This window comes from Gemmatimonas sp., from assembly GCF_046594945.1.
GTDB lineage: Bacteria > Gemmatimonadota > Gemmatimonadetes > Gemmatimonadales > Gemmatimonadaceae > Gemmatimonas.
Map to the genome: position 1 here is coordinate 16094 of NZ_JBKJRB010000162.1, position 13355 is coordinate 29448.

Annotated in this window: 14 protein-coding genes; 2 read left to right on the forward strand and 12 right to left on the reverse strand. The window is 63.6% G+C overall.

Annotated features, from left to right (window positions below):
- Positions 1 to 148: 148 nt before the first annotated feature.
- Positions 149 to 715 carry a peptide-methionine (R)-S-oxide reductase MsrB gene (msrB, locus tag ACLL97_RS19290; RefSeq protein ID WP_411282107.1) on the reverse strand — a complete coding sequence of 189 codons (567 nt, stop codon included), beginning with the start codon at positions 713 to 715 and terminating at the stop codon, positions 149 to 151.
- Between the two features lie 231 nt (positions 716 to 946).
- On the opposite strand from msrB, the gene ACLL97_RS19295 reads away from it, so the two are divergent.
- A complete protein-coding gene (locus ACLL97_RS19295) occupies positions 947 to 2506 on the forward strand; it encodes an FAD-dependent oxidoreductase (RefSeq protein ID WP_411282108.1) in 1560 nt (519 codons plus the stop codon).
- 262 nt (positions 2507 to 2768) lie between these two features.
- Here the strand turns inward: ACLL97_RS19295 and ACLL97_RS19300 are convergent, their stop codons facing one another.
- Together ACLL97_RS19300 and ACLL97_RS19305 are read right to left on the reverse strand one after the other, a co-directional pair.
- Positions 2769 to 2906 carry a hypothetical protein gene (locus tag ACLL97_RS19300; protein WP_411282109.1) on the reverse strand — a complete coding sequence of 46 codons (138 nt, stop codon included), beginning with the start codon at positions 2904 to 2906 and terminating at the stop codon, positions 2769 to 2771.
- A gap of 32 nt (positions 2907 to 2938) precedes the next feature.
- A complete protein-coding gene (locus ACLL97_RS19305; protein ID WP_411282110.1) occupies positions 2939 to 3778 on the reverse strand; it encodes a formate/nitrite transporter family protein in 840 nt (279 codons plus the stop codon).
- 94 nt (positions 3779 to 3872) lie between these two features.
- On the opposite strand from ACLL97_RS19305, the gene ACLL97_RS19310 reads away from it, so the two are divergent.
- Positions 3873 to 4469 (forward strand): type 1 glutamine amidotransferase domain-containing protein, encoded by a 597-nt coding sequence (locus ACLL97_RS19310; RefSeq protein ID WP_411282111.1) that lies wholly within the window; start codon positions 3873 to 3875, stop codon positions 4467 to 4469.
- A 45-nt stretch (positions 4470 to 4514) separates the two neighbouring features.
- On the opposite strand, the gene ACLL97_RS19315 is transcribed toward ACLL97_RS19310, so the two are convergent.
- The 9 genes from ACLL97_RS19315 to ACLL97_RS19355 all read right to left on the reverse strand — a co-directional run bounded on the left by ACLL97_RS19315 (position 4515) and on the right by ACLL97_RS19355 (position 13087).
- Complete coding sequence (locus ACLL97_RS19315) at positions 4515 to 5279, reverse strand: ion transporter (RefSeq protein WP_411282112.1); 765 nt, start codon at positions 5277 to 5279, stop codon at positions 4515 to 4517.
- 98 nt (positions 5280 to 5377) lie between these two features.
- Entirely contained in the window at positions 5378 to 5833 is a 456-nt protein-coding gene (locus ACLL97_RS19320) for a DUF305 domain-containing protein (RefSeq protein WP_411282161.1), read from the reverse strand.
- A 248-nt stretch (positions 5834 to 6081) separates the two neighbouring features.
- On the reverse strand, positions 6082 to 7515 hold the full coding sequence (locus tag ACLL97_RS19325) for a DUF2254 domain-containing protein (RefSeq protein WP_411282113.1): 1434 nt from the start codon (positions 7513 to 7515) through the stop codon (positions 6082 to 6084).
- 30 nt (positions 7516 to 7545) lie between these two features.
- Positions 7546 to 8457 carry a 3-methyladenine DNA glycosylase gene (locus tag ACLL97_RS19330; RefSeq protein WP_411282114.1) on the reverse strand — a complete coding sequence of 304 codons (912 nt, stop codon included), beginning with the start codon at positions 8455 to 8457 and terminating at the stop codon, positions 7546 to 7548.
- A gap of 572 nt (positions 8458 to 9029) precedes the next feature.
- Positions 9030 to 9593, reverse strand: a complete 564-nt coding sequence (locus tag ACLL97_RS19335) for a hypothetical protein (RefSeq protein WP_411282115.1) — start codon at positions 9591 to 9593, stop codon at positions 9030 to 9032.
- The gene (locus ACLL97_RS19340; RefSeq protein ID WP_411282116.1) at positions 9590 to 10216 is read right to left on the reverse strand and encodes an SCO family protein; all 627 of its coding nucleotides are present in this window, start codon (positions 10214 to 10216) and stop codon (positions 9590 to 9592) included. The genes ACLL97_RS19335 and ACLL97_RS19340 overlap by 4 nt, the downstream gene beginning before the upstream one ends.
- The gene (locus ACLL97_RS19345) at positions 10216 to 10797 is read right to left on the reverse strand and encodes a c-type cytochrome (RefSeq protein WP_411282117.1); all 582 of its coding nucleotides are present in this window, start codon (positions 10795 to 10797) and stop codon (positions 10216 to 10218) included. Before ACLL97_RS19345 ends, ACLL97_RS19340 begins: the two co-directional genes overlap by 1 nt.
- Positions 10794 to 11411: a cbb3-type cytochrome c oxidase subunit II gene (locus ACLL97_RS19350; RefSeq protein WP_411282118.1), complete on the reverse strand. Its 618-nt coding sequence runs from the start codon at positions 11409 to 11411 to the stop codon at positions 10794 to 10796. Before ACLL97_RS19350 ends, ACLL97_RS19345 begins: the two co-directional genes overlap by 4 nt.
- The gene (locus ACLL97_RS19355; protein WP_411282119.1) at positions 11408 to 13087 is read right to left on the reverse strand and encodes a cbb3-type cytochrome c oxidase subunit I; all 1680 of its coding nucleotides are present in this window, start codon (positions 13085 to 13087) and stop codon (positions 11408 to 11410) included. Before ACLL97_RS19355 ends, ACLL97_RS19350 begins: the two co-directional genes overlap by 4 nt.
- Between the last annotated feature and the right edge of the window lie 268 nt (positions 13088 to 13355).

Consider the following 13355-nt stretch of genomic DNA (forward strand, 5'->3'; position numbering starts at 1 on the left):
CAGCCGTGGTGGCGATCGTCAAACTGGCTGCTGCATTTCCTTGCACCGCATCAGACGGCGCACGGCCGGTGCGCGCATCACTGTCGCTCGGGCCGCAGCCAACCAACGCGAGCGAGAGCGCAACTGGAGCAAAAAGCCGTCGCATGCGTTAGCCTCTCAGTTCTGGAAGTTTCTCGCTTGTCTGCACGAATCGCAAGGCGATGCCGTTGTTGCAGTACCTCTTGCCGGTGGGCTTTGGGCCGTCGTCAAAGATGTGCCCCTGATGCCCTCCGCAACGAGCGCAATGGTACTCGGTACGTGGCCAGATGAGCTTGAAGTCTCGCTTCGTTTCCACATGCCCGGCAATCGATTCATAAAAACTCGGCCAGCCTGTTCCGCTGTTGAACTTCGCAGTTGAAGTAAACAGTGGCAGATAGCACGCCGCGCACACAAAAGTGCCCGACCGCTTTTCGCCATCCAACGGGCTGCTGCCCGCGCGTTCGGTTGCTTCGTTGAACAGTACGTCGTACTGACCGTTGCTGAGCTCCTTCTTCCACTCTATGTGAGGCTTGTCGAGCTTGCGAACGACGTCCTGCCCATTTTGGAGCGTGCCTTCAATTGCGTTGGACATAGCGACATCTCCGGAGCAGGCGTTCAATGCGGCAAGTGCGGTGCTCGGAAAGAAGGCGAGCGGCGCGGCGGTGAACAGAAACGTACGTCGACTTGTGCGAATCATGATGAACTCCCGTGCTTCACGCACGCGTGCAGGGCGAGACGATCGGCATCTCGCGGGGGCGATGCGCATCAGTACGCAGCAACAGTGATGAGTGACCACTGGATTCGCGAACGGGCTCATACCCCATAGTCACCGTGCCCATTCGATACGGAGCAAGGTTATCGGCCATTCCGCTGCGTTGCGGCGAGATTCCTGCATGTGCTTTCGTAATTTTCTTCTACTTCGGGGCAGATGACCATCGAACACTCGACGCTTACCGGGCCCGATCTCGGTCGTGGCATCACGCTCAGCGATCTGGCACCGAATGGCATGCTGCTGGGGCACGCCAACGGCGAGGCCGTACTCCTGTCGCGAAATGGCGATGACGTGTTCGCAATTTCCGCGCACTGCTCACATTACGGCGGCCCCTTGGCCGAAGGCGTGCTCGACGGCGAGACGATTCGCTGCCCATGGCATCACGCCTGCTTTAGCGTGCGCACCGGCGAGGCGTTGCGCGCGCCGGCCCTGTCGCCGGTCGCATGCTGGCAGGTTGAACAGCACGGCGGCAAGGTGATGGTAACGAATAAGATCGAACGGGACCCGCTCGCCCCCACCATGCGCGTGCCCGCGAACGACGACCGTATCACCGAGCTCGAGCGCGTGGTGATCGTTGGCGCCGGCGCCGCCGGATCGGCCGCCGCCGAAATGCTCCGCCGATCGGGATTCGACGGGGAAGTGACGTTGGTGGATGTCGAGGAGGAGGCCCCGTACGATCGCCCCAATGTCTCAAAGGATTTTCTCGCCGGCAACGCGCCGGAGGCATACATGCCGCTGCGTCCCGAGGGCTTTTACGCGCAGCACGACATCTACATCATGCGTGGACGCGTCACGTCCATCAACCCGGACGACAAGTCGGTCAGCGTTGCCGGACACGACGATGTGCTCTACAGCGCGCTGCTGCTCGCGACCGGCGCCGAGCCCATTCGGTTGGATGTGCCGGGCGAAAACCGTCCGCATGTGCACTACTTGAGGACGCTGACGGATGGCCGTGCCGTGATTGCCGCCACGGAGACGGCGCGGTGCGCGGTGGTCGTCGGGGCGAGTTTCATCGGACTCGAGGTGGCGGCGTCCTTGCGTGCCCGGGGCTTGGACGTGCACGTGGTGGCGCCCGATGCGCTTCCGCTCGAGCGTGTGCTCGGACCGCAGCTGGGGGCCGTCGTGCGCGATCTGCACGAGAAGCATGGAGTGTCGTTCCACCTTGGGCACACGCCCGTCCGAATCGACCACGACGCCGTGGTGCTCGATGACGGGACGCGTCTCCTGGCCGACTTGGTGGTCGTTGGCGTCGGCGTTCATCCGCGGCTCGAGTTGGCCACCGCCGCGGGCATCGCGCTCGATCGCGGCGTCCTCGTGAACGAGTACCTCGAGACCAGCGTGCCTGGCATCTTCGCCGCCGGCGATATCGCGCGGTGGCCCGACCCCCACAGCGGCGAGCGCATACGCGTGGAGCACTGGGCGCTGGCACAGCGTATGGGACAGGCCGCCGCGCGTAACATCCTCGGTGCGCGCGAGCGATTTGCACCAGTCCCGTTCTTCTGGAGTAGACACTACGACATGTCCATCAGCTACGTCGGACACGCCAAGGCTTGGGACGCGATACGAGTCGAAAGCACTGAGGACGACCCTGCGATCGCGGTGACCTTCGAACGCGACGGCCAGCTGCTGGCGCTCGCCACGGTCGAACGCGACGAATTGAGTTTGCACACGGAACAGTCGATGGAGCGCGTCGGCGCAGTTCGCCACGGTCCTTGAGCCGCTATTCCGAACTGACCGTTCGGCTGGCGTGGACTCGAAGTGCGTGACGGTGGTGCCAATGCATCTCCAGCACGGCTTGTGTTATGCGGAGCCGAATGGCAGCCAACCTCGACTCGATGCTGGGAACGCTGGTGACCGTACGATGGGCATGATACCGATGATGCACCCCCCGCATACCGAAGCCGATTTCGCCACCCGGAGCCTTCCTGTCCAACCTGGGCATGATGGGAATCGTGGCGTTCGTCATGATGCACGTGGTCTAGGGTGCGATCGGCGGCGCGTTGTACGGTCCGGTGATCCATCCTCGTTCGTACTCGGCTGGTGGCCGCCCCTTGGCGTACGGTTTGGTGCTGCGACTCTCCTCGACGTCGCGTGTGATGCCCGTGCCCACCAGCATGTCGAATCGGATCGCGCGCAGCGCAGCGAATTTTAGCTATGCCGTGGTGACGCCGTCTCCGACGCCGACACGCGTCCGTACTTCACCAGCGCCACGAACACTATGCCGCCAACGGCGTTCCCGACGGTCGCCAGGCCAAGAAACCGCAGGTACTCCGCGAAGGGAACACCGCCCACGAACACGCCCATCAGCACTTCCACGCTCCCCGCGATGGAGTGATGCAAGTGCAGGAAGTAAATGGATCCGGCAACAAGCAGGATGATCAGGATTTGAGCCATCGTGTCGCGTGAGGCCGTTACGAGCCATGACACGAGGCCCATCATCCAGCCCGCGGCGATGGCGCTGCCGAAAATCACCACGGTGCTGAAATCGGTGAGATGATGGCTCATGCGTGCCACGTCCGCTGGCATGAAGAGACCCAGACCGACGCCCAGCGGTGCTCCCACGGCGGCAAAACTGGCAGCGCCCACGATATTGCCGACGTACACGAGCGACCAGAGGCGCGCGACGCGCGACACCGTGGTGCGGCCCGACAGGAGAGGTAGAACCGCGAGCGTCGTGTGTTCTGTGAAGAGCTCGGATCGACCGATGATCACAATGATGAAGCCAATGGCGTACACCATGGCACCGATGAGTCGCGACGCTAGCGTCTCCGATGGGCTCGCAGCGAGCACGGACGCGACCATCAGCGGCGCGAACCCGATGTCGAGTCCGGCACTCACCGCCGACAGCAACAGTCCGGATGTTTTACGCTCCAACTGTTCTTCGCCGATCGCGATTTCTTGTCGAAGAATCGTCCCGGCCGGCTTGGTGGCTTCCTGTTCGTCGGCTGGAATAAGCTCGTCGTTGTGGCGTTCGGCGGAGTGTGTCACGGGGTCACATGAAGTCGGGAATGAGTTTTGCACCGGTACAACTGTCGTCATGCAGCGTAGTGCACGCTCCACACATTCACTCAGGCGACAACATATGGCAGTGCTCGATATCAACCAACATCAGTACAATCTCTCCAATCGAAAGGTAGCGATTCTGGCGACCGACGGCTTCGAGGAGTCAGAGCTCATGTCACCACTCGCGGCCCTCAAGGCGGCAGGTGCGAACATCAGCGTTATCTCCATTGAGAAATCTGCGGTCAGCATACGCGGATGGACCGAGGGACGGTGGTCCGAGAACACCGTCACGGTGGATGGTACGGTACCGGACACGAAAGCCGACAGCTTCGACGCGCTGATGTTGCCAGGTGGCGTGATGAATCCTGACATGTTACGCGCCAACTCGGATGCCGTAGCCTTCGTGCGTGATTTCATTTCGGCCGGTAAACCGGTCGCCGCGATCTGTCACGCGCCGTGGCTTATTGTCGAGGCTGGTGCAGCGAGCGGTCGACGCATGACCTCATATCCTTCGATTCGCACGGACGTGACGAACGCCGGGGCAACTTGGGTAGACGAATCGGTGGTCACCGACCAGGGTCTCGTAACCAGCCGCAGCCCAAAGGATCTCGACGACTTCAACGCTAAAATGGTCGAGGAATTCTCCGAGGGGGCGCACGCCCGTCCACACGCGTAAGTGCGTGCAAGCTGGGCGCGGGGCGCGCTGCGACACGACGGGCTGTCACTCGTTGTGACGTGGTGGGGGGCGTCGCTCTTCTGGCGACGAGAGACGCGCCGGCGCCGCTAGGCGCTCCAGCAGCGTCTCCACCCGCTGGTTAAGTGCGGCCACCTCGTCGCGCAGTGACGCCATGTGCGCCGCGCCGGCGAGCTCGCCATCACCCTCCTCGGCGTCGCGCGCCACAAAGAAACTCGCGATCGACGCCGTGACGTAACCGAACACCGCGAATCCGTAGATCGCGAGCAGGAGGCCCAGCAACCGCCCTTCAGCTGTGAGCGGGAAAAAGTCTGCACCCATGGTGGTGAGCGTCATCGCCGTCCACCACAGCGCACTGCCGTACCCGTCGATCCCGCCGCCGACGCTCTCCCGTTCAAAGGCGAGGATGCCGGCGGCGCCGAGCAGGTTCACGAGCAGCGTGAGGGCAAGAACGTAAGAGAGCCCGCGGCGGCCCATCACGCGACCGAGCGTTCGCATGCCGCGGTTTGCCGAGCTGACGACGCGAACGAGCCGTACCCCGCGAGCCGCGCGCATCGCGCGCACCACGCGCGCAAGCCGCACGATCCGGAACGCGGGAAGTACGAGCGAGATCGCCGTCAGCCAGTTCTCACGCAGGTAGGCGACCTTGCGCGGCGCGATGATGAACTCGATCACGAACTGCAGAACGAAGAGCGCCCAGATCACGATGTTGAGCGTCTCGAGCACCGGCGATAGGCCGGCGGTCAGCTCCACCATGATCAGCGCGAGCCACACGAACGCCAGCAGCGTCATTGGACGCTCGACAGCTTCCCCGATCTGCCTCAGCAGCTGGAAGCGCTCGTGCGCGAGCCCCTCGCCCGGCTCGGATGGCTTGGGTGGCGGGCGCGAAGCTATTGCTGCTCCAGTTCGCGTATGAGTGCTGCCATTTGGGTGATCTCCCGGTTCTGCGCCACGATAATGCTGTCGGCCAACGCGCGCACTCGCGGGTCGCTGATCGCTGCACGCGAGCTCGTGAGAATCGCGATCGAATGGTGCGGAATCATCGCCTTCATGTAGGCAACGTCGCCGATCGTCGACTGACTGCGCGCGAGGTAGAGTGCGACCACGAAGACGACGGCTGCCCCTCCGAAGATCGCCCCGTTCACCGTCTTGTTGCGGTACATGCCCTGCATGAACGCCAACATGACCACCGCCATCATGGCGCCCATGTAGAGCGCCATGAGAAAGCGCGTGTCAGCGAACCACAGATGCTCCGGCCGGTACACCAGCGAGTACATCAGGACGAACATGATCGCAGTGGACGTCACGATCATCGCCGCAAATCGACCGTACGAGCCATGCCTCATCTGGTCCTTCTCATGCCCATCCGTCGTCGCCTGCTCGCGGCGGAGCGGTGCATCCCGGGCGCCGGTGAACGTCGGTTTCACAAGGTTGTCTCCTCAGCAGTGGTCCCTTCAGTGTGCCGAACCCCGTGCGAAATCCGGGCCACGTGAAACCGCCAACGCCTGGTTCAGTGGGAACAGGCCGCAGTCTCACACATGTCACAGAAGATGTGCTCGTTGCCATGCGCCGACGGTTATCGGAATGGTTCAGTTCAGCGCGGTCCCGAGCGGAGCGTCGTGCGCGTTTCCTCCACGAGGGCAAGCAGGCGCGTGCGGTCGAACTGCAACGGCACGTGCCGCGCCGCTTCGGCAATTCGCACGATCTGATCACCAAGATGAGCGCGGCGCTCGTCCTCCATCGGACAGCTGGCGACGGTGGCGATGGTGGTCAGCAGGCGGGTCAGGGCGCTGACGTTGGTAGTCGCGCTCTGACGAATTTCATCGAATGCCAATGCCAGCAGGGACGCAAACGTCGGCGCCGGGGCAATGACGCGCACGATGCCGCGTACAGCGCGAGTCCCCGAGACGTCTGGCCGACCCACGACGCTGACGAGAATGGCGCCAAGGTGGTCGATGCAGGTGATTGCCGTCGTCGTGTCGTTGATGCCGGGAGAAAGCGCCTTGAGCGCAATGTCGACGAGTTGCCGGATGCCGAAGGCGGCGTCCTGATCGACCGTGCGATAGCTGCTGATGGTCAGCGTCCCCGCCACATCGCGCTGGGCGGAGGGCGCAAGACGCACACCCTGTCCTGAAACGGGTGACGACGCCACCCACGCGACCGGATGGCCCTCAATCACGAAATCCCCCACGGCGGGCACGAGCCGCACCACGATGTTCATCGATTCGGCGATCTCCAACAGTCCGTCGTTGTCGACCGACTGCACATAGCCCGTGGCGCGGGTGGCTACCGATTGCCATGCATTCGCGGGTATGCCGCCAATGTCCGCGTGGTCGGGAGTTCCGTTGCCCAACGGTTCGCCACGTCTCGCGGGAAAGGCACGCCCAACGGCCACCAGCGTCTCAACCGTGATCCGGTGGATGATGGTAGAGGCCTGTAACGCATTGGCGATGTGATGCACGAAGAAGAGCAGCATGCCGACGCTCCCGATCGCGAGCGCGATGCCGAGCACGACCGCAAGTGCCGGGATGAACTGGCCGTCGTCGCCGCTGCGAATGGTGCGCACGACCAGGATGCAGTACGCGAACATCCCGACGTAGACGCCCAGGACCGTCTGATTGCCGCGGTCGCGCATGAAGTTGCGCAGAATGCGCGGCGTATACTGCGTCGACGCCTGTGTAACCGCGACCATGGTGAGCGAGAAGGTGAGTCCGGCCACCGTAATCATCGCGCCCGCGATTGCCGACAACAGCGCCCGGGAACTGTCGGCACTCGCTCCGAACACACGAGGGAATCGCGCCAGCGCGTCCGCATCGACCAGCGACGAGAGCTCGACCATGACCACGGCCAGGGCGGACATGAACAAGGCGATCATGCTCGGGATGAACCAAAGCGTGTCGGTGAGCCGTGTGTAGAAGTTGCGGAGCCTGCTGCGCATGATCGGCGGGGGGGGGAAGTGAAACGTGTTCACCAACTGCTTGAACACGCGCCAATAGTCCGCTACCGTGCAGACACTGACCGTGGTCACACCAAGCTCGGCGGCGTAACGCACCGGCCCTTAGGCCGATGTGATACCGAGCGCATCAACCACCTCGATCAACCGCTCCCGCAACACCGTCGCGCGCGCGCTCAGGTCCCTCTGACGCCGTTGGTATTCGTCTCTCCCTTCGGACGTCTCCACCCGAACCGGGTCGAAGCCGATAGCGCGGAGGTCGTATGGACCGGCCTGCATGTCGAGTACCCGCAGCTCCGTCGCCAGCTCGAAGCACTGCCAGAGCAGATCGCTCCCGATCCAGGGCATCGACGTGAACGCCCAGCGGTACAGATCCATGTTGGCGTGAATGCAGCCGGGCTGCTCACGGTCATAGCGTGTGTCCCACTCGAGCTGCACGCGGTTCATCGGCTTCGCGTCCGGTGCGAAGAAACGGAACGCATCGAAGTGGCTGCAGGCCACAGGGCGACTCTCCACCAACGCGTTTACCTGCTCTTGGGGAAGCCGGAGCGGCGCGATCTGCGCATGGCGCACGTCATGACCGCCGTACACCATCGCCCACTCGTGCATTCCGAAACAGCCAAAGTTGGCGGGCCGATCGCGCGTGGCCGTCAGGATGTGCATGGCGGCCTTGAGTTTCTCACGGCCGCCAGACGACAGGGCGCGTGCGTCGCGAACGATCACGCCGTCGGTGACACGATATACGGGCCCGTTGAAGCGCTCGCGGGCCTCTGGGGTGTCGAGCAAGGCCTCATGCGGTGCGGGGTGCCACGTCTCCAGGTGCCCTGCCGAATACGAGTAGTATTGGAAGAGGAAGTCGTACACCGGATGCGACTCCCCGCGAGCACGCCGTGCTCGGCGTGGCCGCGTCCACTGTTGCACACGCTCGAAGTGCGCCAGTGCGCGGGCCTGCCATTCGGCCAGGGTCATCGCGGGTACCGCGTCACGAGGCATTGGAGACACAGGGGTATCGAGCATGACGTACGCTACCTAGGAGCGGCGTCAGTGTCATCTCGCCCGCGTATTGCCCTGACGAAACTCCTCACGCGCGTCGCGGGATGCCCTACCGGGAATGTTGCCGCAGCTACGCCACCGCCTTCTCGGGGTTCTCGCTGCGCACAAGCGCGCGTACAGGGCGGGCATCGGCGCGTCGACAAGGCGACTAAGCAAGCGAGCGCGTGCCTGAGTCGACGGTACCGCCGCAGGCATGCGACATCAGCCGCTGTGTCGTGCATGAGCTGCCGGACGCAATAGTTGACGTGCTCGACAGAGGCGAATGCGAGGATGGCGAGGCTCCACGCCCGGTCGGCGGTATTAGCCTCATGGTGTCCGACCACAACGCCCAGAGCAGCCCCTCGAATGACCAATGGGTTCGTGCGTCGCCGCCAGGTAAAGACCGGAGCGAACCACGCGGCCAAGCCGCTGTTGGCCCTCCGCACGATCTGCAGCTCGAGATGCCAGCAGATGCCAGCAGCTGACACCCTGCATGAACATGTAGCTCACGAACAGCATGCCAAACACGCCGTCAATTCTGTGCGCCGGCACCGCGATCAAGCCGGTTGCCGGCGGGGCACCCACAACGCGTACACCGCTGCCCCGGCCACCCCGGCCACCGTGAGCGCGATCATGGCGATGCCCGTCTCGTGTTGATCCGACGAGCCGTAACTCGTACACAGCCGCACCAGCGTATCCAGCAACAGCATCCCGATCGTGGCCGTCATCCACGCCATGTTGCCGAGTACGAAAGTCCGCACGATCGTACTGGCGACGTGCCAGGAGTGCAACGCGATCGCTCCCGCCGCGACGACGGACAGCAGCTTGAGCGCATCGATGGCGACATGCTCGACCGCGGCGTCGAGTGCGCGAGGTACCATCCACGTGGCCAGCACGCCACTCGCGAAAAGCAACCCGGCCACGCCCTGCACATTCCATCCGCGCCCCATCGCAGGGACGTCCTTCCGCGGCGGTGCGGCGTACCCGAATAGCATCCCTGCCCCGAACAGCATCGGCAGCTGCATCAACATATGACGCTGCATCGTCTGCTCGAGCGGGTTGCGCGCGATGATGGTCACCGCCACGACACTTACGGCGACGACCATGCGCCCCGTAGTCATCGGCGGATCGTGCGCGCGCGCGAATGACTCGCCGCCACGTCAAGCGCCTCGTCGATCGCGTCAAACGGAAGGATCGCCACCAGCCGCCCATCGGGGTCGACCACGTGTAACGCCGCATTGTGCACGTAGCCGTTTACGCCATCCTCGATCACGCGCACACCGAAGGCCTGCAGTACCACCGTGAGGGTGCTCGAATCGGCGACGGTCGCGATGGTCCAGATCGTGGGATCGGCACGCATCAGCTGGACGTACGGCGCCAGTCGCCGTGGGGTATCCCACACCGGATCGAACGACACCGACAGCAAGCGCACTTGCGATTGCAGCCCGCGCGCACGGATATCCGATTGGAGCGTCCGGTACACGCCACCTAGTGCGCTGCACACCGTGACGCAGCGCGTGTAGATGAAATCGACAATCGTGCTGCGCTGGCCATCGCGCCACGTGTGTGCTGCCCGATGCATGTCCAGCAGTCCAATCCTTGGCACGGTCACCGGTGTCGCGGCAACATCGAGGGCACGAGCCGAATCGGTGGTAAGGGCCGAGAAGCCGCGCGTGGCCGCGCCCAGCATGGCCACCACCAACGCGGCAGATACAGCGAACCCGATCGCCGCGCGCGCGGCCATTACTTCACCAACTCGAGCTCGGCGCCGCCGGTCCACGGCGTCACCCGCGACGCCGTCGCCGCGCGCTCGGCCGCCACCAACTCGGCAGTAATTGCGGGTGCCTGATTGCCGAAGGCACCGCGTACGTAGCTCGCGACAGCCGCCAACTCGGCGTCAGACAACGTTTTCCACGACGGCATCAGGCCGTTGTATGTGGTGCCCAACACATCAATCGGCCCCTGAATACCATGCAGCAAGATCTGCACGACGCGTTGCTCACTGCCCGTCACCCACGGCGAAGCGGCGAGCGGCGGAAATATGCCGGCAAGTCCGGCACCCGACGCCTGATGACACGCCGCACACTTGCCGGCGTACACCTGCGCACCATCGACCCGATCCGATGCGGGAGCCGCGTTGAATGCGGCCACGGTGCGCGCGTCCCCGAACAGCGGGCTCACGTCGGTGCTGGTGCGGGTGAGATACCACGCACCCCACGCCACACCGATCACCAGCATGCCAATCACTAATCGCGGGATCGGACGCACCTGCTCATCAGGGTCTTGATTTTCCCGTTGGCGCGGCGGCAATCCGTCGCCTGTCATCGCATCCTCCGTTTACCGGCCGAGGCGTCAACCGGATAGCTGTGATCGAGCGACAGCAAGTAGTCCACGAGTCGTTTCGCCTCCTCACGCGCAACGATACGCACGCCGGCGGGGGCCACGCCCGGTGGCAGCAACACCTCGATGTCGCCCGACTGCAGCGCCCCGCGACGCTCGGCAAAGAAAAACGGAAACGCCGGCATGATAGACCCGGGCGAATACGCCCGCGGCTGATACAAATGCCCGAGGTGCCAATCGCGGCTGGGCTGCCGCACCGCGATGTTGAACAGATCCGGACCGGTCCGCATAGTGCCGAGAAGGTGCGGCTTGTCGCGGACGTAGTCGTCGGGCACCGAAGGGCGCCCCCATCCTCGCTGACCGTCGGGAGCGATACTCGGATCACGCGGCTGCTGCGAATGGCAATAGACGCACCCGTTGGCGATGTAGACCGCGCGGCCCGCGGCCTGAGCATCCGTGTACGCGGCTGGCTTGCCTGATCTGGGCGTGCGTTCAGTGAGTACGTAGGGCATCACCACCAGCGCCAGAATGGAAAACGCCACAATGGCAAGCGCACCGGCAATGAGCCGTGTGACATCCAGTTCCTGATCGCGCTTCATACGGCACCGCCCGCAATCGCCGGGCTGGATATCGGCGGGCCGGACCGACGACGCAGTAACGTTGCGCCATTCCGCTGGCTGCCACGCCGCATCAGCATCATGGCCACATGCGCCGCAAAAACCAAATGACCCAGCGTCATCAGCGTTCCGCCGATCGTGCGCACCAGCAGGTACGGCTTGGTGATGTTTACACTATCCATGAACGGTCGCGCCGCATCGAGCATGGCGAGCCCCTGCAGCCAACCGCCAATAGAGAGTCCCACGAAGTAGGTCGCGAAGCCACCGATCACCAGCCAGAAGTGTGCACTGATCAGGCGCGCCGACGGCCATTCCCAGTCGAGCACGCGAGGCAGAATAAAGTAGATCGACCCGAACATGACCATCGAGAAAAATCCGTACAAGCCAAGGTGTGCGTGCGCCACGGTGTAGTGCGTGAAGTGCGTGACGGTGTTCACCATGCGCAGCGACTCAATCGACCCCTGCACCGACGCCAGCGTGTACATCATGCCGCCAAGCACGACGAAACGAAGCGTCGGTGAGTGACGGAGCGCGCCCAGATGTCCCCAGGAGGTACGATGCTGATTGATCGCCACTGCCGTGACCGGCACGATCATCATCATGCTCTGCACAATGGAGAGCGAGATCAGCCAGCCTGGCACCGGTCCGCCAATCAGGTGATGACCACCCACCTGACTATAGAAAAACGCAAGCGTCCAAAAGCCGATCAGAGACAGGTTGTACGAGTGGATGGGCTTTCCCAACACCTTGGGAATGAAATAGTAGATCGCGGCGAGGCCGATCGGTGTGAACCACAGGCCGAGCACGTTGTGACCGTACCACCAGTTCATCGCTGCCTGCTGTACGCCGAAGTGCAAGCCGGGCCAGTTCGCGACAATCAGGAGGATCGGGAGCCAGATCAGGCCAGCCGCGATGTACCACACCGACACATAGAGGTGCTCCACGCGGCGATTGCGCAGCGTGCGCAGCAGGGCGACGCCCATCATGGTGCCGCCAATGACCATGGGCACATCACATTGCCACGGGAATTCGAGCCATTCCAGACCGGCGCTGTGGCCAGTGAGAATGGCGATAATTCCTGCGCTTACGCCCAGCCCCCACAACACGGCGCCAACGGCTGCCGTCTTTCCCCCAACCAGTGGCGTACGTAGCAGCCGTGGCATCAGCCATAACGCCACGCCAAACGCGGCGAGACTGCACCAGCCGTACGCCACGGCATTCAGGTGCGCGGGGCGGATCCGTCCGAAGGTCAGCCACGCGTTGCTCACCAGCCAGTCCGGACCGTGCAGTTTGATTGACGCGATCAAACCGAACATCGACGCCAACACCAGCCAGAGCACGGCGAATCCGATGGACAGCAGCACCGGCCAACGCCCCGATGCATCCTGCTCCGCGCGCTCGTCGGCTTCTTCCACGGAGAGAATGGAGAACTCGCCGGTGTGCCCCGTGCGGTTCATCGTCTCTTGGAGATCGTCCTGCGCCCCCGCGGTCCGTGCCGCCGGGTCTTCAATCAGTCCGACCTCTTTGGCGCCGAAGATCACGCGACTCGCGGCGTCGGCCGAACCAAACAGCCCCTTGGACATCGACCAGATGAACAGCATCAGCCCACCCAGCGACGCCACAAAGGTGACCACCAGCAGGCCAATCGTGTACGACATCGACGACAACTCCAGTCAGGGATAGCGGCGGGCGACGAACACGGGCGGGCCGCGCCGCGACCGTACGCGCGTGCCTCGAAGCCTCGCGCGCTCACGCGACTAAACGTCGCCGAGTGAGCTGAAGATCCCAAAAACGCGGTGGGTCATATTGCGCTCAGGCGTCGTCCGGCATCGCGGTGCGAGTATAAGTTCACACGCCCCTACGCGACTGTACCCTCTGCCTTGAGCGACCTTGCGCACTTTCCGCTCGAATTTCCTCGCCCCGCGT

What these genes read in the sequence shown, in the direction of transcription:
- msrB (WP_411282107.1), bottom strand. Translation starts at nt 715, where the DNA reads ATGATTCGCACAAGTCGACGTACGTTTCTGTTCACCGCCGCGCCGCTC.
- ACLL97_RS19295 (WP_411282108.1), top strand. Translation starts at nt 947, where the DNA reads ATGACCATCGAACACTCGACGCTTACCGGGCCCGATCTCGGTCGTGGC.
- ACLL97_RS19300 (WP_411282109.1), bottom strand. Translation starts at nt 2,906, where the DNA reads ATGCTGGTGGGCACGGGCATCACACGCGACGTCGAGGAGAGTCGCAGC.
- ACLL97_RS19310 (WP_411282111.1), top strand. Translation starts at nt 3,873, where the DNA reads ATGGCAGTGCTCGATATCAACCAACATCAGTACAATCTCTCCAATCGA.
- ACLL97_RS19315 (WP_411282112.1), bottom strand. Translation starts at nt 5,279, where the DNA reads ATGACGCTGCTGGCGTTCGTGTGGCTCGCGCTGATCATGGTGGAGCTG.
- ACLL97_RS19320 (WP_411282161.1), bottom strand. Translation starts at nt 5,833, where the DNA reads ATGAGGCATGGCTCGTACGGTCGATTTGCGGCGATGATCGTGACGTCC.
- ACLL97_RS19330 (WP_411282114.1), bottom strand. Translation starts at nt 8,457, where the DNA reads ATGCTCGATACCCCTGTGTCTCCAATGCCTCGTGACGCGGTACCCGCG.
- ACLL97_RS19335 (WP_411282115.1), bottom strand. Translation starts at nt 9,593, where the DNA reads ATGACTACGGGGCGCATGGTCGTCGCCGTAAGTGTCGTGGCGGTGACC.
- ACLL97_RS19340 (WP_411282116.1), bottom strand. Translation starts at nt 10,216, where the DNA reads ATGGCCGCGCGCGCGGCGATCGGGTTCGCTGTATCTGCCGCGTTGGTG.
- ACLL97_RS19345 (WP_411282117.1), bottom strand. Translation starts at nt 10,797, where the DNA reads ATGACAGGCGACGGATTGCCGCCGCGCCAACGGGAAAATCAAGACCCT.
- ACLL97_RS19350 (WP_411282118.1), bottom strand. Translation starts at nt 11,411, where the DNA reads ATGAAGCGCGATCAGGAACTGGATGTCACACGGCTCATTGCCGGTGCG.
- ACLL97_RS19355 (WP_411282119.1), bottom strand. Translation starts at nt 13,087, where the DNA reads ATGTCGTACACGATTGGCCTGCTGGTGGTCACCTTTGTGGCGTCGCTG.